We start from the raw sequence: 20,712 nt of genomic DNA on the forward strand, positions 1-20,712 counted from the left end.
TACAATTAGACATCTCCAGAAATTAATTATGCATTACCTAAAACCCTGTATAAACGTTGCATTGCAACGTCTTTACATTTATTTTCACCAGATGTCTATTACGAGTTGTATTGATAGCGGTCAATTGAAGTTAGCGTCATTCTGGTAAAGTTAGAGTTAATTTTAGGAAGTGCTATATAAAGTTTTCGTGTCACCGATTGATATTTTGTAACGAAAATTGCGACTTGAGTAACTCAAGTCGCAATGCTTATAACTAAAATTAGGATTAATCTTCAGAAAATATCGCGTTTTGCCAAATATTGGTACATCTGCCAACGCGCATCTACTTCAGCTTGGGCTTGTTCTAACAATTGCTTGGCTACTTCAGGTTTACTCTTGGTGAGCATTTTGAAGCGATTCTCTTGATACATTGAATGCTCTACAGATTGCGTAGGCGATCGCATATCTAATTGCAATGGATTTTTACCTTGTTTGAGCAATTCTGGATTATGCCGATACAGCAACCAGCGACCTGATTCTACCAAAGTTTTCTGATGATTCATCCCTGTGGTCATGTTGATGCCGTGGGCGATGCAATGGCTGTAAGCAATAATTATTGATGGGCCATCATAAGCTTCTGCTTCCAAAAATGCTTTTAGGGTATGTTCATCTCTAGCGCCAAGGGCTACACTCGCTACGTAGACATTTCCGTAGGTCATGGCAATCATCCCTAAGTCTTTCTTAGGTGCAGGCTTACCACTGGCGGCATATTTAGCAACTGCGGCTTTTGGTGTAGCTTTGGAAGATTGACCGCCTGTATTAGAATACACTTCTGTATCCATTACTAAGATGTTCACATTTCGACCACTAGCAATCACATGATCGATGCCGCCGAAGTCAATATCATAAGCCCAACCGTCACCGCCAACAATCCAGACGCTTTTTCTCACCAAGTAATCGGCAAGGGATTTTAGATTTTGAATTTGGGCATGGGGCATGGGGCATTGGGCATTGGAGTGGTAATTGCTTTTTTCTAACAGTTCATCTAGCTTTTGTTTCAACAGCGCTACCCGTTCTCGTTGTTCCCAAATATCAGCCTCAGTGTTTTGTTTGGCATTGAGAATAGACTGTACCAACTCGTAAGGTATTCCCAATTCCCTATGCCCTATGCCCCATTCCCCGCTCCCCAATTGCTGCAACAATTCCGCCGCAAACTCAGCTTGTTTGTCCAGGGAAAGACGGAAGCCAAAACCGAATTCGGCGTTATCTTCAAACAAATTATTAGACCACGCAGGGCCGCGTCCTTGGGCGTTGGTTGTCCAAGGTGTTGTGGGGAGATTACCACCATAAATTGAAGAACAACCTGTAGCATTGGCGATGACGGCGCGATCGCCAAACAATTGTGTTAATAATTTTAAATAAGGTGTTTCACCACAACCAGCACAAGCACCAGAGAACTCAAATAAAGGTTCTTGCAGTTGTTGTTGGCGAATCTGGTTTAATTTTAGCGATCGCCTGTCAGGATTAGGTAAACTCAAGAAGAAATCCCAGTTTTTTCGCTCTTGTTCCCGCAATGGCAACTGCTGTGCCATGTTAATCGCTTTCCGCAATGGCTCAGATTTATCTTTAGCAGGGCAAATATTTACACAAATAGTGCATCCTGTGCAATCTTCTGGAGCAACTTGAATGGTAAATTTTTGATTGGCAAAGTCTTTATCTTTTGCACCAGTTGACTTGAAAGTTTCTGGTGCATTAACTAATTCATCAGCTTGATAAGCCTTTGCACGAATGGCACTGTGGGGACAAACCATCACGCACTTACCACATTGAACGCAGACATCCGGCTCCCACACAGGTATCTCTTCGGCAACGTTACGTTTTTCCCATTTGGCAGTACCTACGGGAAAAGTGCCATCAACTGGTAGTGTGCTAACAGGTAAGTCATCACCTTCCCAAACCATAATTTTGCCCAGAACTTCCCGCACAAATTCGGGAGCAGAATTAAGAGTAGAGACGCGATTCATCGCGTCTGTGTGAGGAGTAGAGACGCGATTCATCGCGTCTGTACAAGAGGTGATTGTTTGTGGGATGTCTACTTTATGCAAGTTGTCTAAGGTGTTATCTACAGCTTGCAAGTTCATGCGGATAACTTCTGCACCTTTTTTACCGTAGGTTTTATCAATCGCTTGTTTGATTTTAGCGATCGCTTCTTCCTGTGGCAAGACACCCGCTAAGGCAAAGAAGCATACCTGCATAATAGTGTTAATTCTCCCACCCATGCCACTTTCGCGGGCAACTTGGCTAGCATTAATCACATATAACTTCAAATGCTTGTCGATAATTTGCTGCTGTACCTTTAGCGGCAAATATTCCCAAACGGTATCTGCATTGTATGGACTGTTAAGCAGCAAAGTCGCCCCAGGAGTAGCAGTCTTCAAAATATCTATGCGTTCTAGAAATCCCCAGTGATGACAACCAATAAAGTTGGCTTGGTCAATTAAGTAGGTGGAACGAATTGGCTCTTTACCAAAGCGTAAATGAGAGACGGTCATCGAACCAGATTTCTTGGAGTCAAAGACAAAGTAGCCTTGGGCGTAATTGTCGGTTTCTTCACCAATAATCTTGATGGAGTTTTTGTTAGCCCCAACTGTACCATCCGCGCCCAACCCATAGAACATTGCCCGAACAACGTTATCCGATTCTGTAGAGAAATTAGGGTCAAAGCTCAAGGAAGTATGACTAACGTCGTCATTAATCCCGATAGTAAAGTGATTTTTCGATTTAGCTTGAGCAAGGTTATCAAAAATCCCCTTCACCATCGCCGGAGTAAATTCTTTAGAAGAAAGACCATAACGCCCACCAATAATTTTAGGGTATGAGAAAGTATTTTCTCCCCCTGCCTCCCCTGCTTCCCCTGCTCCCCCTGCTCTCTTATCTCCCCACGCTTCATGGATAGCAGCTACAACATCTAAATACAAAGGCTCACCGGCGCTACCTGCTTCTTTGGTGCGGTCGAGAACTGCGATCGCCTTTACACTAGTTGGTAATACTGCAACAAACCTTTGGACATCAAAGGGGCGGTAAAGTCGCACTTTCACTACACCAAGTTTTTCACCACGGGCGTTAAGGTAATCTACTGTTTCATGGACAGTTTCACAACCTGAACCCATAAGAACGATAACGCGATCGGCATCCTTAGCGCCGTAATATTCATAGATTTTATAATGCCTTCCTGTGCGTTCTCCAAATTCATCCATGATGCGCTGGACAATTTCTGGACAAGCATTGTAATAAAGGTTAGCACCTTCCCGTCCTTGGAAATAGACATCGGGGTTTTGGGCAGTACCGCGCAATACTGGACGATCTGGGGTGAGGGCACGGCTGCGGTGGGCGAGTATTAGGTTATCGTGGATGAGCGATCGCAAATCATCATCTGACAGCAATTTGACTTTCTGCACTTCATGTGATGTGCGGAAGCCATCAAAGAAATGCATAAACGAGACTCGCGTCTCTAAGGTAGCTGCATGAGCAATGAGAGCAAAATCTTGACTTTCTTGCACCGAAGCCGAACACAGCAGAGCGAAACCAGTCGCACGGGCTGCCATCACGTCGCTATGGTCGCCAAAAATTGATAACGCATGGGTAGCCAAAGAACGGGCGGCAACGTGAACCACGGCGCTAGTAAGTTCACCAGCAATTTTGTAGAAGTTGGGTATCATCAATAATAATCCCTGAGATGCCGTGAAGGTGGTACTCAGGGAACCTGTTTGCAATGCCCCATGCACAGCGCCAGCCGCTCCCCCCTCGCTTTGCATCTGCACGACGCTAGGAATAGTACCCCAGAGGTTGGGACGACCTTCGGCTGACCAAGCATCTGCCCATTCACCCATTGCTGAAGAGGGGGTAATGGGATAAATGGCAATCACTTCATTTAATTTGTAAGCAACACGGGCAACAGCCTCATTCCCGTCGATGGTTGCAAAGGTTTTGTTCATAATATGATTTTTGTCCCCGCCTCTAAGCTGCATTATCAGAACGTATGAATATAAGAATCAGAAATAGCCAGTATTAGAAAGTAAGTGTATTATCTGCATTCAAAATTTCACGGTAGGATCTACTCCGTGTTTAAAGGATATGTTGATACCTTTAGGCTCTTAAATTAACTTTCAATCAATACTGCATCTATTAATATCTCATCCGCAATCCTGCATCTATTAATATGTATTAATAATGTACTCAATGACCAAAGTCTTTGTTTTAAAAGGCTTTTAGATAATTTATTCTTTTTTGCGGGGTAGAGGGACGGGAATATTACATTGCTAATCGCCGATTTCCATACCATTGACTCAAATCATTCTCAATCGCCTCAAGAATCGCGATCGCCTCAGTTATTGATTTTGCATCGGCAGCTAAAAGTGCAAACCCTCGCTCAACCCGTTGTTGATAGTCCTGTGGGCAAATAGCAAACCTATTAGCGATTGCAATCGCCCCCTTTTCATTCAACAGGTAATCTTCATTGAGCGCGAATAAAACTTGATTCATACACGCGACACTGCGGAAACAACAACCTGCTGCGTAAACAACATCATCGCGTGCGATTGCCTTTTTTGCGACCAACAGCGAGAAACTTATTTCCCAGGCGAAAGTATCAATAGTTGCCTGTTTCAGCCCAACTGGATACGGGTTTGTTTTTACCTTCATAGCTTCTAAAACACCATTAGAGTCGTAAAGTACCTGACAAAGAGCAATTTCTCCCATATAAATAGAGGACACAAACCCATGAGGATGTCCTGGTTGATAATCAATAGTAATGCGTCCTATAGGATTACTATTTGATTTTTGTAGGACTTACGCAAAAATTGCTAAAAAGCTTAATTTCTCGAACCGCCAAGACGCCAAGAGCGCCGAGAATTCGTAGAGTGTGCGTAAGTCCTATTTTGAACAAAATTAGGTGTTGTAGAGTGTGTTAGAACGGAGTTCGTAACGCACTATTATCAAGGGTTTGATGCGTTACGCTGTCGCTAACACATCCTACGGATATTTTCAGAAATCAAACCGGATTCCTATATATGGCAATCATCAATCACACGATTTACCTTCACCAAATCGCGGTAGAGAAAATCTACACTTACACCTTGAACCTGTAGCCAACCACCACCGTTAATCCACTTTCCCCATTCCCCGATCGCAGTAATCAAATTTACACGATGCTTATCATCAAGCTCACAGGCGAGGCGATTTAGAGCTATTAAATCGGGCGGTTTTTCTGGATTGTAATAAATCCCCAAATCCACATCTGATTTGTTATTATGGTTGCCCCGTGCCCGTGAACCACCCAATGAGACGGCTATAATTCCCTCAATTGACTGCAAACTTGAAACAATATGGTTGATGAATTGAGGTGATTCTTTATTCATAGATTTTTGCAAATTACGAATTAGTATTACTTGCTCGTTGTGACAGAATCTGCGCCATCGGTCTTTAACTGACCATCTTCCATATAAATGATGCGATCGGCAATATCGAGGATGCGATTATCGTGGGTAACTAGCAAAATTGTACAACCTTGTTCTTTGGCTAGCTTCTGCATTATTTCTACGACATCGCGCCCAGATTTTTTGTCGAGTGCAGCAGTGGGTTCATCTGCTAAAACAATTTTAGGATGGCTAACTAAAGCACGAGCGATCGCTACCCGTTGTTTTTGCCCTCCAGACAGTTTCTCTGGGTAGTAATTTACACGATTACCTAAACCGACAGTTTCCAAAATAGCGATCGCTTTAGCATCAATATCCTGATTTAAAAAATCCTCATGCAACTCTAAAGACATCCGCACATTTTCTCTTGCTGTCAAAAAAGTCATCAGGTTATGAGCCTGGAAAATATAGCCAATCTGGCGGCGAAGTTTAGTTAATTGCAGCTTTTTAGCGCCACGAATTTCCTCTCCTAATATTTTGAGACTACCTTCTTGAGCAGAACGCAATCCACCCATTAAGGTTAACAAGGTAGTTTTCCCCGAACCAGAGGGGCCAGTCATAATAACGATTTCCCCAGCCTTAATCTCCAAATTAATATCGAATAATACTTGTTTGCGAAGCGCACCTTCACCAAAATAGTGGTTAAGATTACTGATAGAAATTACAGATTCTAAAACAGAAAGTGTTGAGTTGGAATTTTCTGGTAAAGATTTTTGCAACATAGGATTTTATAAAGCATTGGGTATAGGGAAATAATTCTTGTAGAGACGCGATTCATCGCGTCTAAAAAACATCAGCAGGGTCAGCAGATCGTAACTTCCGCATGGCGATCGCTCCAGAAACACTACACATAATCACGGTCAAAATCCAAACCTGTATCGCCCGTTCCATTTTCATGAAAATAGGAAGCATCGTCGCCGCGTATGTGACTTGATACAATCCAAAAGAAAGGATGAATCCAGGCAAAAAACCTAAGATAGCTAATAACAATGCTTCTTGAATTAGAACTCCCAAGAGATAATTATCGGTGTATCCCATTGCTTTGAGGGTGGCATATTCTGGCAAGTGGTCAGAAACATCCGAGTAAAGGATTTGGTAGACAATCACGATGCCAACAATAAACCCAACTGCTGTACCTAAACCGAAAATAAAACCAATGCCAGTACCTTGTTCCCAGTAAGTTCTCTCCACTTTGGCAAACTCTTCTGGAGTGAGGACTCTGACATCTTTAGGTAGTCCATTGACAAGTTGCGATCGCACTTTTTCTGTATCGGCATCTGGTTTAAGCGTAATCAATCCAACTTCGATGCGATCGGGTTGACGCTGTGGAAATAGCTGAAGAAAGGTCGAATCACTGGTGATCACATTACCATCGGCAGCAAAGGAAGCACCATCAGTAAACAAGCCCTTAACAAAAACGGCTTTACTATTGAGTTCCGTGTCAAATTTGCCTGTTTTCTTAAAGATATCGCCAACTGCTCCGTATTCTGGACGACCTGCCTGGTCAAACAGAACTTGATACAACTGTTTAAGGTGATGCTGATTTTGTTTAATTTCGGGCGATTTGAATGGTGATTGTGCCGGATCAACACCCCAAACTAAAATGGCACGCTCAAGACGTGTTTCAGGATTTCGCCACTGTCCGGTACTGATGTAGACAGAATTAACTGACTGAACACCTTCATAAGCTAATGTTTGATATAGTCGCTCTCTAGAAAAGTTTTTTACAGAAAACAAAGTTTGAAATTGGGGACTAATTAAAACCAAATCTGCCTGTAAATTGCGATGAGGTTTCACAGCAGCATCAAAAAGCGCACTTTCAAATCCCAACTGGATAAACATCAGCATATCGGCAAAGGTAATACCTGCGACTGCAACAGCCAGACGGGTTTTTTCTTTCATTAACTGCCGCCATGCTAGCGGCGTTTTGCGAAATAGTTTAGAAAACATATTTAAAAAATCCTTTAATAACCCAGTGTTTCAGCTTGCTGTTCAAGTTGGCGCTCTCGCATTAAAAGAAATAGGGGAAGACCTAAAGAAACACCAACTAAAAGATTACAGGCAATATAAACCCAAAGATTTTGCATTTTCAGACGTGTTCCTTCCCAAAATACAAATGTCCACAATACTAGCGATGAAACAATAACATCCATGCCAAAAAAACCAGAAATTCTGTTGGCAAAGAGTTGTTCAAAAAATAGCTTTATATCAAGACCATGCTCTAAGATAAATGGAACAAACTGGGAGTAAGGTAAAAGGAAGCCAAGTACACAAAGCAGAAGATATATGACTTTAACCATGATTAAATTCACCTTATAAAAAATGATGGAATACACGAGATAGCGAACAACTCTATATTTCAATTGCTGTCTGTATCTGTAAGTTAGTGAAACCTGCAACTCGTTTGCTGTCTTCAGGATTGAGGCGAATTTTCACCTCAACTACTCGGCTATCAAGGTTCTCCCCTGGCTGGTTGCTGAAAACGTTTTGTCTATTCACCTGCAAACCAATTTGGGCAACGGTTCCTCGCAGTTCACCGACAAATGCCTGACTGATAATCACTGCCTGTTGTCCTAGTTTCACTTTACCGATGTCGGTTTGATAAACTTCTGCTACTGCCATCATCTGGTTTGTTTGCGCTAAGTCTGCAATGCCAGAAGCACTAATTTTTTCTCCAACTCGCGTATGAATTTTGATGATTTGCCCCGCCATCGGTGCTTTGATGTAAGCACCCGCTAACTCGGTTTGAGCATGTTTAAGTGTGGCGATCGCATTTTCAACTTCTGTCTTGGCTGCGGCGACATCTACAGGTCGGACTTCTGCAATACTGTTAAGTGTGGCTTTGGCTTCATTAACTTGCTTGCTACCAGTGGCGTTAGTACGGGCGAGTGCTGCTTTAGCTTCGGCAAGTTGTTTGCTAGCAGTGGTGTTAATCCGGTTGAGAACTGCTTTGGCTTCGTCTACTTGCTGTTTGGCAGTTTCTACAGTCAAACCTTTGCTATCGTACAAAGAATTAGAAATTGCACCTTGAGAATAGAGCTGCTGATAACGTTGATATTCGGCTGAGGCATTTTTGAGTTCTGCCTCTAGCTTCTTAATGGTTGCCTCTTGCGCTATTTTGTCGCCTTCCCACTGTGCCTCTATGCGGAATATCGCTTCCTGTTGCGCTGTTCTGTCTCCTTGGGATTGGGCCTGGAGACGTTCAACGCTTGCCTGCTGGGCCTGAATTTCTCCTGCTTTTGCTCCTGCTTGCACTTGAGCGAGTTTAGCTTGAGCAACTCTGACTTGTTGTTGGGCTTGTAGTACAGCAGTTTGCAAGCGATCGCGAGCATCTAAAATTGCTACCACCTGTCCAGCTTTAACGCGATCGCCTTCTTTGACTAGAATTTTGGCAATGCGATCGCCATCCAATGCTAAAGGCGCAAACAAGCTAATTACCTCTGCTTCCGGTTCTAGCCGTCCTAATGCAGCTACTTTTTGAATCTTGGGCGTGGTTTCAACTGGTTCAGATTTCTCGGTTTGAGCAACTAATCCAAACTGAGAAATCCCATAAGCAACAATTCCACCTGTAATAGCAGTTGCTGCAATTACTAATGTAATTAACCCTTTTTTAGAAGCTTTTTTTGACAGCTTTTGAACCATGTTTTTTCCTCTCATAAAAACTTATTTTATCTATCTTAAATGAGTCAGCTTGTTTCAAAAATAATTTAGGTTAACTTATTATACATATAGCAGTTTACAACCAGCATAAGTTACATAGCCTAACTCTCTAAACTTGATAGAACGTGCGTTTGAGCTTTTATTTCTGCTGGATATTGCGGTAAATATACTGTCAGCATTTTGCCTAACAACGCACATTGTTCAATAAAATCAATTGTTTCATTACCCCATAACTTCTCCAGAATTAAACCATCTACAAAGCTCAAAACAAAGGAAGCCAATACCGAATCTTGGATACCAAATAAATCGCCAATCACCTTTTGATAGCGCTGATTATTCCGCTTAAAAATGCTATTTTTTAACATTTCTTTAGAGTCTTTGTGTTGGCAAAAATCAATCCAAATGTAAGTCCATTTAATGAAGTAATCTTCGTTTTTTACTAGATATCTTCCTAATGCTTCCATTGATTCTTGTAGCGTTTGCGCTCCTTGTAGTTCAGCTAATGCTGTACTTAAGTCTTGCTCACAAATCTCCTGCGCCAATTGCTCAAATAGAGCTTGCTTGCTAGGAAAATAGTGGTACAACGTACCAGTAGAAACCCTTAATCCCTCAGCAATTTGGCGCATAGTGATGGAACCATAACCTTTTTCGGCAAATAAATCAAAGCACTTGTCGAGCAGTTCTTTACGGTATTGCTCATGGTCAACAATCTTAGGCATGATTCAACTTATTTATATCGAATGCTCGTTATATATTAATATAGCATCTTTATTGCTGATATATAAAAGCATAGTTGATTGATTTCAATCAAATAGATGAGTGTGGGAGTCATAACTAAACATAAAAAAGTATAAAAAAATATTATATAATAGGATAATCTATGTGTTTTTAATTAAGTACAATGTATGCCTTATCGGAGAAAGTTTTTAACAAGAGCAGGATATACTACCCTTTCTGCGTTATTAACTATGGGGTTTTTACAAAAAGATAAGCAAAAAGAAGAGCCTAGTGCAAAAGAACTAGTACTCAATTATACAGCTAAAAACTACCCACTTCGGGAATTAGCTGCTGCAAAAGGAAAACGTTATGGCGCAGCAATTTCTAGTGATATTTTGCTAAAAGATAAGGATTACGCTAACCTGATTGCTCGTGAATGTTCGATTGTGACACCGAATGGTGAATTAAAATGGAACGCCACTGAACCACAGCAAGGATTATTTACCTTTGAATCAGCAGATGCGATCGCTAATTTTTGCCAAAAGCATAATATAGACATGCATGGGCATACCCTTTTCTGGCACATGGGAAAACCAGACTGGCTTCCTTACCCGCCCACTCTTAAAATGATCGAACGGCATGTTAAGGGAGTCATGGGGCATTATCGCAATAGCAAGGTTTTAAAGTCTTGGGATATTGCCAATGAAATTATCGCTGATAATGAAAATGAAACTGATAACCCTACCTACGGTTTGCGTAAAGGAGTAAAACCAGAATTAATTCGGGATTTGTTTTTAATTGCCGCATCAGTTGATAACAGCAAGGAATTTTACCTAAACGATTTCGGCATTGAAGGCGCTACATGGAAATCAGAACGTTTTTTAAAAATGGTCGAATATCTGAAGAATAGTGGCGTTAAAATTGACGGGGCAGGTATCCAATCGCATCTATGGTTTTCTACTGCATATTCTTTTGACGAGAAAGGATTTAATTCTGTTTTAAAACGGCTTAATGATCTTGAAGTGAAACCAATAATTACAGAATTAGATATTATTATTGATGCTCCACTACCCGATAGTATCGAAAAGCTAGACCAGATGATAGCCGACAGTTACAAGCGATATCTTGACCTATGCTTTGCGGCTAAAGTTGATACTGTAATTACATGGGGGCTTACCGACCGTCATACCTGGATACGTCATCCCGATTGGATGCCAGGAAAAACTTTTAGGGACAATCCAAATCTCTGGAAATTTCTGCGTCCGCTTCCCTTCGATGAAAAGTTTCAACCTAAACCTGCTTACAATGCTATTGCCCAGGCTTTTGAGCAAGCAACTTAGGCTTACTCCACCCAGACGTAAATAGTAGACATCTGGTGAAAATGAATTGTTTTGACATTGCAATGCAACGTCTCTACAAAGGTTTCAGGTAACGCATAATTAATTTCTGGACATATTTAGTGCATTTAACTATTATTTCAAGCGAAGTATCTCGCCAGATACTTCGCTAGTTACTAGCACAAAACTTGAATCAGGCCTGCTCACTAATTAATGGCTCAATCATGCTAGAAACTTAGGAAATTTTGTACTGATAAATATTAGGAATCTATTCTTTTTTTGTTGACTAGGCATACTCCAAATTTCTCGCAAAAATAATGTGGCTAGAAACCAAGGCTCAAGTAAGTAACGTCTCCAAAGTCTTTTAGGTTCAGACAATAAACGATACAACCATTCCAAGCCCATCTTTCCCATCCAGCGAGGAGGAGTAGGTATTGCTCCTGCTACATAGTCAATACAGGCTCCACTAGTCAAAATAGTATTGGTATGAATATGTTCAAGATTTTCGTAAATCCACTGTTCTTGGCGTGGCATACCCATCCCCACCATCAATACATGAGGTTTGTAAGCATTAATTGCAGCCAGAATAGCAAGATTTTCTTGACTATCTTTATTCATGTCAATATAGCCATGAGCGCAAGCAATTTGTAACCCAGGAAATTTGCGGCACAAAATACTTGCTCCTTTTTCAGCGACTCCCGGCTTTGAACCTAAATAAAATACACGCCAGCCTTTATCAGCCGCTTCCGCCATCAAAGGCCATACCCAGTCAGCATAAGTTACTCTTTGTTCTCGTTTCATAGGAAAACCCAATAGCTTTCCAATAAACAATAAAGGCATACCATCAATATGGGTATATTTTGCCTTGGCATAAAAAGCTTGCATTTTTGGATCATTATGGAAGAGATAAAGACTATGCATATTGTGATTAGCAATAATCCATTTTTTATTCTTCTCAATAGATTCTTCAATCAATAAATTTAACTCTGGGATAGAGAGTGCATCTACTTGAACACCAAGAAGGTTATAAGAAAATCGATTTTTCATGACTTAATTTTTATTTGGTAGGTCTGAATGTTTAATGAACAGGCAATGTAAGTATATTTAAAGATATAAATATACTAATTATTCTTAGTTAAATATATTTGGTTAATAAATAGAGCTAAGAATGACTGACTTTAAGAAGAATTTGCGCGATATTCTGCGCTCTTGCGTTCCAGGAATATTTTTCTCTAATTAAGGTATATGCACTATCTACGAGTGATTGATATTTATCAATATTTGAAGCTGCATCAAGCACTGTATTAGCAACTTCTTCAGTAGAGTATCCTGTTACTAAAAGATGTTCTAAATGGCGAAATTCTTCTAAACCTCGCAAGCCTTCTGGTGTTGATACAACTAACTTTCTGCTTGCGAAATAATCTAATGCTTTATTGCGAGCGCCACCTGCAACTGCTTGTTTGGAGAATGGTAGCAAAGCAATATCTGCATATTTAACATAATTAACAAAAGCCTCTCTTTTAGGTAAAAAACCTAAAAAAGAAATGTTAGAAGGTATTGGTGCTAAAATATCATTATTGTCTCTGCCAATAACAACAAAATGTACTTTTTGCTGATGATTTTCAAGATATTTAGCAACCTCAATAGTCATTAATACAGACATATCATTGCTTGGAAACTGAAATGTCTTAGGAGCAATAAGAACCACTATTTTTGCTGGTCTGAATGCTTGATAGGGGTCTTTATCCAAAAACAATTCAGTATTTAGTAAGTCTTCAGTCACACCATTCCCAATACTATAAATCTGCTGTGGAGTTCTCCCATACCACTGAGAAATTAGTTTAGGGATTGCGTCACCTGCGGCAATAATTGGAATACCAGAGAATATCAAAATTCCCTGAGCAATGTATGTCTTAATACATTGTACAAATTCTTTGAAAGGATTGGCAACTGAAAACAAACGCATCCAGTATTCGTATGCTGAAAATGTATGAAAATCTAATACAAGACAAGGCTTATAGCCTTTTCTAAGTTTCAGCGAAATTAAAGCAGCTAATCCAGGTAATGTTTCTTGAGCATAAATGATATCTGGACAAAATTCATCAATGCACTTTCCTATAGCTTGAATATATGACTTCATATTTCTTGACCCAATTGAAATAGAAGGTGCATATTTAACAGATGAACAGTCTAATCCTATTTGAAAAACATCAAAATATCTCGTCAAATATTGTCCTAGATAAAAAGGTCTAGTAAAAGCACCAAATGGTTGGCTGGAATCAAGTGTTGAGACAATTAGTAAGCGTTTACCCATAATTAGGATTGCTGATTATTCTAATACTTAACAAGTGGTGGGGTTTAAATCCGCAACAAAACAGGCGCAGCAGGATTTGTGTCCTTCGCTGCGGGACACTATGCGTAACTTGTTCGCAGAGGTACGATAGGCTTAAAAACTAGGAACCGTTGGAATTAAATCTTCGTTAAAAAACGTAATTGTGTTAGCGAAGCGGGGTCGCAATAGCGCCTAGTTGTCTATTGCGAATTGGTTTAATAACTTTATCTTTGAGGCGAAATTCGTCAATTCATTGAGTTTAGATGGTAATGAATTATGCAAATATTCTTACAGAAGAACTTGAGTGCAAGTATGAAGCTTATGAGTTAGTTTGGTTAGTATCCTCAGAAAAGGTCGGAGAAGTTGCCAAACTCTTGTAACCAATTATTGCTCTGATATAGGGTAAAAACCAGTAAAATACCCAGAATGACCCAGAGTGTCTGCTACAAAAAATAGTCCAAGATTTCAATGGAAATGCTTTAATTTGTAACACCTTTTTCAAGCGTTCTAGTATAGTTAAGTTGGTATCTACCCAACTATTTCGGATAGAATTTTTAGTACAAGTACCAACATATCCAGGAGCTACCCATATTTGACAACCCAATTTACGCGCTCTGAGGGCATAATCTAAATCTCCTAAAGTGTGAACAAAAGCTGTATCAACATTACCAACCTTTGCGACAACAGTTTTAGGGATTAACACACAATTACCATACATAGCATCGCATTTTTGGATAACCGAACTTGGTTTTAAAAATTCAAACTTATTAGAATACCACTTTTTAGATTTTACTGCTCCTCCATAGGTTGCTCTTCCTGTTATTGGGTCTTTCGTTGAACCAACTACAATTGAGTCTGAATAACCTTGTTCAGTCAAATTTTGATGAATCTGTAATAATCTTTTAACAGCATTTGCTTCCAGAAAGGTGTCATCATTCAACCACAGATAATAATCATATTCATTTTTTATCGCCTCACCAAAGGCGAGATGCATTCCTCGTACCCAGAATAAATTGCCATTACCCTGAAGAATGTGTACGTCTGGATATTCCGCTTTGATAGCTTGTGCAGTGCCATCAGAGCTACCATCATCAGTTAAATAAACATCAAAATTATTTGTTTGTTGATATAAAGCGCGTAGACAGGCAAGAGTTGTATTACGCCTATTGTGGCAGGTCATAACTACAGCTAAATTTACTTGTTTCATCTCATTTCCCTCATCCAATTCTATGAAAATATTCAATGCGAATAGTAATTTTTTTCGATTAAGTTCAAAGTTTAGCCATCTTTTCTATCCAGCCACTCAGGTTAATATCTAAATTAAAGTTTTGTAATTTTTGCTCCATTCTTCTGACTACCAGCATATATCGATGCAAAACTGATACACGAGGCATACTAAGTCTGAGAACTTCTTGACACAACCATCGATATTTATCTGAATTGTTATTAAGTTTTTTCAATTTTTTGATTTGTGCATTCCAATCGTTGTAGAAAAATAAATTGAAATAATGGATCGATGTAATATCATCCCAATGTTTAATTTGTACTTGTTTTGACAAACGGTTATGTAAAGGTAATGGATAACTATAATTAGGAGGAAGATGTTCGACCGTTTCTTCTAATGCACATAAAGTTACAGACAAAACAGACTGCTCAACAAAATAAATACCCTGAGGAGGAGTAATATCCAGCCGCATTACTTTTTCAAAATTCTCTTTCCAAGCTGTAAATATACCTGCACTCCTTCTCACAACAATCAAACCAGAATTCCAATAGGCTCTGATTCTTTTATTACCAATTGGCGTCTCAACAAATACCTCACGCTTTACCCCCAGCACTTCATATAGTTTTTGCCAGTACCATTCTTGCGGGTCTTGTAGTCCTGTAGAACCGATGCCTTGACCATACTCAGGACGCATTCTTACGTTACAATTTACTGGCAACAAAAATTCTTTTGGTTCCCCAAAAAAGCATTTGTCACTGTCTAAAAAAACTAATATTTCCGCATCGATATTTTGTTCGGCATAGGCACAAACTAGAGGTTTATTAGCTAAATAATATTCATGAAATTCTCGATTTATAGGAAGCTGTTGATGAATCACCTGCAATGCTTCAAAGGCTTGCTGGGTTTGCTTTGATATCGGTTCACCTACTCTAGGATGAAAACTATATATAGGTGTATTTTTCAATTCGCCGCAGAACTTACGAATACTTTCTGCAAGCATCAAAGATTGAGCTTCTAAACGTCCTGGTTCTGTACAAATTATAAAAGCTATAGGTATTGACATACTATGAAGTATTTGTTTACTAAGTTAATTACTGAATGAAGATTTATTTGCGCTCATCAATATTTCTTGAAACAAAGCTGAATAACGATGTGCTTGAAGTTCCAGAGTGAATTCTTGTTGCGCTTTTTCACGAGCATAAAATGACAGCTTTTGTAGCCTCTGTTCATCTTCAAGTACCCAGGTAATTCCTTTGGCAAAATCTTCAGCTTCATAAGGTTTAGCCAAATAACCGTTTTGCTGATGATCAACAATATCTTTTAAGCCAGTAGAATTAAATGCCACAACTGGAGTGCCACAACTAAATGATTCAGATGCTGCCTGCCCAAAAGATTCTTGAAGAGACGGTACAAGCATCACATCAGCTGCTGAGTAAACAGTTGCTAAAGATATATCATCATGTAAGTGTCCTAAATAGCGTGTTCTACAGCCTAAATCAGGTGGATTTTCAGGTTGAGACGCACCAAAAACCACTACTTCTACGTTATCCTTCCAACCAGATTTACTCAATTCTTGTAGAGCTGGCTGCAATAAATGAAATCCTTTATTTCTATCACTTGTTGCCTCTATCGCTCCAAAGAGAATCAGCTTCTTATCTTGAGGTAACTTGAGTATTTCTCGTGCAAAATCTTTATTAATAGGTCGATATTTTTGAATATCTAGACCGTGAGGAATTACCTCGATTCGCAAATCTTGGAATAAAGAACTGGAACGAGCGCACTGCGCTAACCAAGAGCTTGGTGAAACTAGAGTTAAATTAAGATTTTTCCAGGCTTTTACTTTGCGTTGCCATGTCCAACGGGATAAATCCCATTCATTCCCACTGTTGAGTTGAGGACAAGCTCCACAGGATACTTTGTAGCGATCGCACTCTCCAGTAACGTGACACCCTCCAGTAAACCCCCACATATCATGGAGAGTCCAAACTAGAGGACGCTTCAGTTTAGGGAATGTTTCTATTTGCATAAAAGCTGCGCTAATCCAATGTAAATTTATTATGTCTGGATTAATCTGAGCAACTTTAGGAATAATTCTATCTGGCAACCATTGAACAAAAAATGGAGTATTTTTCTTTTGACGATAAAGCTTTAACGGTAGACTTTCAAATGTCAACTTTGCTTTAGCAAAGCCTTGAAACAATCTAGTCTTAGGTGCAATTACTGTTTTATCATTACTAGATTTTTCTTGGACTAGCATTTGTGACTGTAGCCCTATATCTTGCAAACCTGTGTGCAAACGATATGCAGCTCTTGCTGCACCTCCATCAATATCATGGGTACTAAGATGTAAAACTTTCATTTTTATTAACTTTGCAATTACTAAAATTATTTCTGACTGCTATAAAAGCTCTCTATATAGCTCTGATGATAATTTCGCTGATAATCAAGAGTCAAAGAGAAGGAAGTTGTAATATACATCAACCAATTCCAACTGGGAGTTAATAATCTTGCTTCAGAAAAATTAATGATGACTATGAGAATTAACATCTGCATTGGCCAATAATCTTCCGGTTTTTTGGCTACATAAATAATTCGAGTCATAGCCATTACAAAGAAGCGGATAAACCCGGCGGCAAAAGTTAAAAAACCTAAGAATCCTAACTCTAATAAGAGTTCTAAAAAGCCGTTGTGAGCATTACTTGCCCATTCATAAGTAGCTCTCAGATTAGATGCAGCATTACTAGTCCAAAATGCAGAATATCCATAACCTAGCCAAGGTCTTTCCAAAATCTTGGATATCACTAGCTCCCAGAGATCAGAGCGTCCATTGAAGGTAAGGTCTTTACCAGAAGTACCAACTAGAGTTTCGGCGTTATTGACAAGCAATATTGAAAAAATAATCAATAGCATTAAAGCAGAAGTAATCATAACAACTTGTAATTTATAATTAGTTTTTTTAAAAAATTTATAAAAAGGTAAAAGTAATATCATTGTTAATAAAATCGTTAAAGATGTTGTTGAACGTGAGAGGATAATTAGACATATAGATATCCCACATAGTGCCCACATCAACCAGCGATATTGATGACTACTAAGAGCAAGGTGCAAAAACACTCCTGCACTCCAAGCCATCATGTATCCTAATTCATTTTTATGACCATAGATTCCGCTCCACATATTTAGCAACTCAGGTGATTTGTGGCTGTAATCTGGTAGTAATGCAGAAAATAGCATAGATAATAATGCGGCTGTACCAAGTGCCCAAGCTATTAACCTCAGTTGTTCCTTTAGGGAATAACGCATTGCTAAATAGATGGCAAGAAAATATATTCGGATTAGACCCCTCATATAAGTAAGACTAGAACTTAAGTCTTCTGACCACAAAAGAGAAAATATAATTATTGCTAGTAAAAGAAACTGTAATGGGCTTCTAGTAGCTACGTACAAAAAACCTTTCCAGTATAAAAGTAGGAAATAAAATAGAATTAAATATGAAACTATATTGAATATAGTATCTAGCTTGTCACCGCCAAGGGTAGATATAGAAACTTCTTGTGCAGGATGTATTGTTAATGCTCCTACAGCAATGAGTAATAAGAAAATAGTTAATATTTTTTCTGTTAACTTTATTTTAATTTCTGACATTTGCTTTGTCTATAAATTTACTAAATCAACCACTATTTTTTTAAGGTTGAGTAATTGATTTTCTTTTTCAACTCTTCTTTAAAAATATCCAATACAGTTGCTCTATAAACTGTTTTCTGGGTAAAATTATCTGCCTCTCTATTCCTCACAATAAACGGTGGATGCTTTAAAGGAAATTCCATTGCTTTCATTGACATATTGATGAACGAAAATTCTTGGTTGGAAGTGAAATGAGTTGCGTCTGCACCAGTACCAATATTAGAAACTAAATTGACATTCGGAATAATACTTAAGCTGCCCTGCATCCAGCAAGCAAACGTCCATTGGTAATCCCAGGTTATACCTGTAGGATTGTTATAAACAGATTGAAATATTCGTCGCCAATAATTTATTGCTTTCGGATCTGCAAGAATGTCATGTAAAATATTTTCTGCTTGCACCTCTTTCCAGAGTTTGATGGTTAAATCATAATGTTGCCAAGCACGTCTCCAACTTGCCCAACCCCAGCAGTGGCTGTAACGAGAAAAATAGTAACTGTAGTTTGTGCGTTTTTGTCCAAATTGAAGATTCTGAGCAGAGATTGTGGCAACTCTGCTATCGCTTCTATATTTTTCTAGCAGTTCTTCACTATATCTGAAAAAACTTGGGTGAGGAATGCAATCATCTTCTAAAATAATTGTCTCTTCAACATTATTAAATACCCAATCTAAACCACTAGATACTCGTTTTGCACAACCTAAGTTAATATCAGAATAATTCTTGATAACTTCACAATTCCAATCAACTCTTTCAATAATTGCTCGAGTTGCTTCACACTTTTCTGCCTCACCTTCGCGATCTGTGCGGGCGCCATCTGCAATTACAAAAAGTTTAGTTGGTTTGGCTTGGCGAATAGCTTGAAAAACTTTCTCTGTTGTTTGTGGTCGCTTGAAAATAATAAAAGTTACTGGTGTTTGCATTTTTGATTAACTTGGCTAATGTCTTGAGAAAGGTAAAAATTAGACAAAAAGAATTAATTTTTATAAAAAAGGAGAAGCGATCGCACCTGAATCTTGAATATTTTTTCTGTTCTCTTATCAAACGCATTGCATAGAAAAGCAGCAGCAGCTTGAGATATTATTGTTGCGATCGCAGCTCCAAAACCTGCATATTTAGGAATAAGTAAGACATTAAGAATGATATTAAGTATGGCCCCAAATAAAGTTTTACCTAAAGAAACGTGATTCAAACCTTCAGCAATAAACCACGGTGATGTTGCAAGACCCATAAATACAAATAAAGAAGTCCAAATATGGATTGCTAGTATTGGCCCTGCTTCCGCATATCCACTTCCAAACATCACCATAATTATCTTGTCGGATAGGAATGTCATTGGCAGAGCAATTGCAATAGATATACACGTAAGGAGGCGAAGTAATTGTCCTATTCGCTGATAATAAAGACTTTCTGATTTTTCTTTAGCAGCATAAATCGAAGGAGCAACTGAAGAAACAATAGCCGCCGGAATAAAATACCAAATTTCCGAGATACGTACAGCAGCAGAATAAATTCCAACCTCATTATTTCCGGTCATTTGACCTAACATTACCTGATCTATTTTCATAAAAATCATGATAGCAAACCCCGAAAAAATCAGAGGTAAGCTCTCTCTTAAAAGAGTTTTGGCAGTAGAAAAACTCCAACGCCATAATAATAATGAAGATACTTTGACTTGATAAACAATCAGCAAACCAATTGCACTCATTGCAAATTCTGCTAATGTTACCCACGCAAAAGCTAACAATGGGGCTTTTGTTAAAATCAATGTTATTTTAATGAGACTATTTAGCAGAAAGGCTATATTCTTAGCAATCACCGTGTATTTCGACTGCACCTGTGATTGAAACCATAGTTCAATAGTATCAGCTGCCCTAAAAACTCCTGCCATTGCTAAAATTGCAACTAGCCATATCTTTAATGTTTCATGCTCACCTAAGAAAAACATCCCACTAATTGCCAATAAAACAGAAGCAATTCCACCCAGTAATTTTAGCCAGAAAGTGGTTCCTAAAATTTCTTCTTTGTTTGATGATTGACGGACAATATGACGAACCACTACATCGTCTAGTCCTAAAGTAAAAATCGGACTAAATAAACTAACAAAGGCTAAGATATAGTTAAATAGACCATATTGTTGTACTCCTAAATAGCGTGCTATCCATACTCCTACAACCAAGCTTGCACCCATACGCAGAATGCGGTCAGCAAACAACCAACCTGTATTGGCAATAATTGCACGCAGACTAGAACTAAATTTAAATTGTGATAAGCTTTGAAACCTAAATTTACTTAGCATTGCCTTTT

17 protein-coding genes are annotated in these 20,712 nt (G+C 38.9%); 1 reads left to right on the plus strand and 16 read right to left on the minus strand.

All coding sequences use genetic code 11. The annotated features are described in order from the left end of the window. Positions 1–272 precede the first annotated feature (272 nt). From nifJ to CDC33_RS22285, 8 genes are all read right to left on the minus strand, one after another. Positions 273–3,974 carry a pyruvate:ferredoxin (flavodoxin) oxidoreductase gene (gene nifJ, locus CDC33_RS22250; protein ID WP_109010747.1) on the minus strand — a complete coding sequence of 1,234 codons (3,702 nt, stop codon included), beginning with the start codon at positions 3,972–3,974 and terminating at the stop codon, positions 273–275. Positions 3,975–4,290: 316 nt separating this feature from the next. After that, on the minus strand, positions 4,291–4,752 hold the full coding sequence (locus CDC33_RS22255) for a DUF4037 domain-containing protein (RefSeq protein WP_244919313.1): 462 nt from the start codon (positions 4,750–4,752) through the stop codon (positions 4,291–4,293). A 290-nt stretch (positions 4,753–5,042) separates the two neighbouring features. After that, positions 5,043–5,396, minus strand: coding sequence for a nucleotidyltransferase domain-containing protein (locus tag CDC33_RS22260; protein WP_244919314.1), 354 nt, complete (start codon positions 5,394–5,396; stop codon positions 5,043–5,045). 26 nt (positions 5,397–5,422) lie between these two features. Next, positions 5,423–6,175: a DevA family ABC transporter ATP-binding protein gene (locus tag CDC33_RS22265; RefSeq protein ID WP_109010749.1), complete on the minus strand. Its 753-nt coding sequence runs from the start codon at positions 6,173–6,175 to the stop codon at positions 5,423–5,425. 61 nt (positions 6,176–6,236) lie between these two features. Further along, a complete protein-coding gene (devC, locus tag CDC33_RS22270; protein ID WP_109010750.1) occupies positions 6,237–7,403 on the minus strand; it encodes an ABC transporter permease DevC in 1,167 nt (388 codons plus the stop codon). 14 nt (positions 7,404–7,417) lie between these two features. Beyond that, positions 7,418–7,753 (minus strand): DUF2834 domain-containing protein, encoded by a 336-nt coding sequence (locus CDC33_RS22275; RefSeq protein WP_109010752.1) that lies wholly within the window; start codon positions 7,751–7,753, stop codon positions 7,418–7,420. A gap of 52 nt (positions 7,754–7,805) precedes the next feature. Then, positions 7,806–9,095, minus strand: coding sequence for an HlyD family efflux transporter periplasmic adaptor subunit (locus tag CDC33_RS22280; protein ID WP_109010753.1), 1,290 nt, complete (start codon positions 9,093–9,095; stop codon positions 7,806–7,808). A gap of 119 nt (positions 9,096–9,214) precedes the next feature. Then, positions 9,215–9,832, minus strand: coding sequence for a TetR/AcrR family transcriptional regulator (locus tag CDC33_RS22285; protein WP_109010755.1), 618 nt, complete (start codon positions 9,830–9,832; stop codon positions 9,215–9,217). A 249-nt stretch (positions 9,833–10,081) separates the two neighbouring features. On the opposite strand from CDC33_RS22285, the gene CDC33_RS22290 reads away from it, so the two are divergent. Further along, entirely contained in the window at positions 10,082–11,170 is a 1,089-nt protein-coding gene (locus CDC33_RS22290) for an endo-1,4-beta-xylanase (protein ID WP_244919315.1), read from the plus strand. Between the two features lie 219 nt (positions 11,171–11,389). Here the strand turns inward: CDC33_RS22290 and CDC33_RS22295 are convergent, their stop codons facing one another. The 8 genes from CDC33_RS22295 to CDC33_RS22330 all read right to left on the minus strand — a co-directional run bounded on the left by CDC33_RS22295 (position 11,390) and on the right by CDC33_RS22330 (position 20,704). Continuing rightward, the gene (locus CDC33_RS22295) at positions 11,390–12,214 is read right to left on the minus strand and encodes a WecB/TagA/CpsF family glycosyltransferase (RefSeq protein WP_109010757.1); all 825 of its coding nucleotides are present in this window, start codon (positions 12,212–12,214) and stop codon (positions 11,390–11,392) included. Between the two features lie 115 nt (positions 12,215–12,329). Beyond that, positions 12,330–13,481 carry a glycosyltransferase gene (locus tag CDC33_RS22300; RefSeq protein ID WP_109010759.1) on the minus strand — a complete coding sequence of 384 codons (1,152 nt, stop codon included), beginning with the start codon at positions 13,479–13,481 and terminating at the stop codon, positions 12,330–12,332. 337 nt (positions 13,482–13,818) lie between these two features. Beyond that, positions 13,819–14,706 carry a glycosyltransferase family 2 protein gene (locus tag CDC33_RS22305; RefSeq protein WP_109010761.1) on the minus strand — a complete coding sequence of 296 codons (888 nt, stop codon included), beginning with the start codon at positions 14,704–14,706 and terminating at the stop codon, positions 13,819–13,821. Between the two features lie 64 nt (positions 14,707–14,770). Continuing rightward, positions 14,771–15,787, minus strand: coding sequence for a GT-B fold glycosyltransferase domain-containing protein (locus tag CDC33_RS22310; RefSeq protein ID WP_109010762.1), 1,017 nt, complete (start codon positions 15,785–15,787; stop codon positions 14,771–14,773). Between the two features lie 24 nt (positions 15,788–15,811). Continuing rightward, complete coding sequence (locus CDC33_RS22315) at positions 15,812–17,083, minus strand: glycosyltransferase family 4 protein (RefSeq protein ID WP_109010764.1); 1,272 nt, start codon at positions 17,081–17,083, stop codon at positions 15,812–15,814. A 26-nt stretch (positions 17,084–17,109) separates the two neighbouring features. Beyond that, complete coding sequence (locus CDC33_RS22320; protein ID WP_109010765.1) at positions 17,110–18,369, minus strand: O-antigen ligase family protein; 1,260 nt, start codon at positions 18,367–18,369, stop codon at positions 17,110–17,112. Between the two features lie 32 nt (positions 18,370–18,401). After that, positions 18,402–19,328 carry a hemolytic protein HlpA-like protein gene (locus tag CDC33_RS22325; protein WP_109010767.1) on the minus strand — a complete coding sequence of 309 codons (927 nt, stop codon included), beginning with the start codon at positions 19,326–19,328 and terminating at the stop codon, positions 18,402–18,404. 53 nt (positions 19,329–19,381) lie between these two features. Continuing rightward, entirely contained in the window at positions 19,382–20,704 is a 1,323-nt protein-coding gene (locus tag CDC33_RS22330) for a flippase (protein ID WP_109010768.1), read from the minus strand. Positions 20,705–20,712 lie beyond the last annotated feature (8 nt).

Origin of the sequence: Nostoc commune NIES-4072, from assembly GCF_003113895.1 — a bacterium.
In the GTDB taxonomy this organism is placed as follows: Bacteria; Cyanobacteriota; Cyanobacteriia; order Cyanobacteriales; family Nostocaceae; genus Nostoc; species Nostoc commune.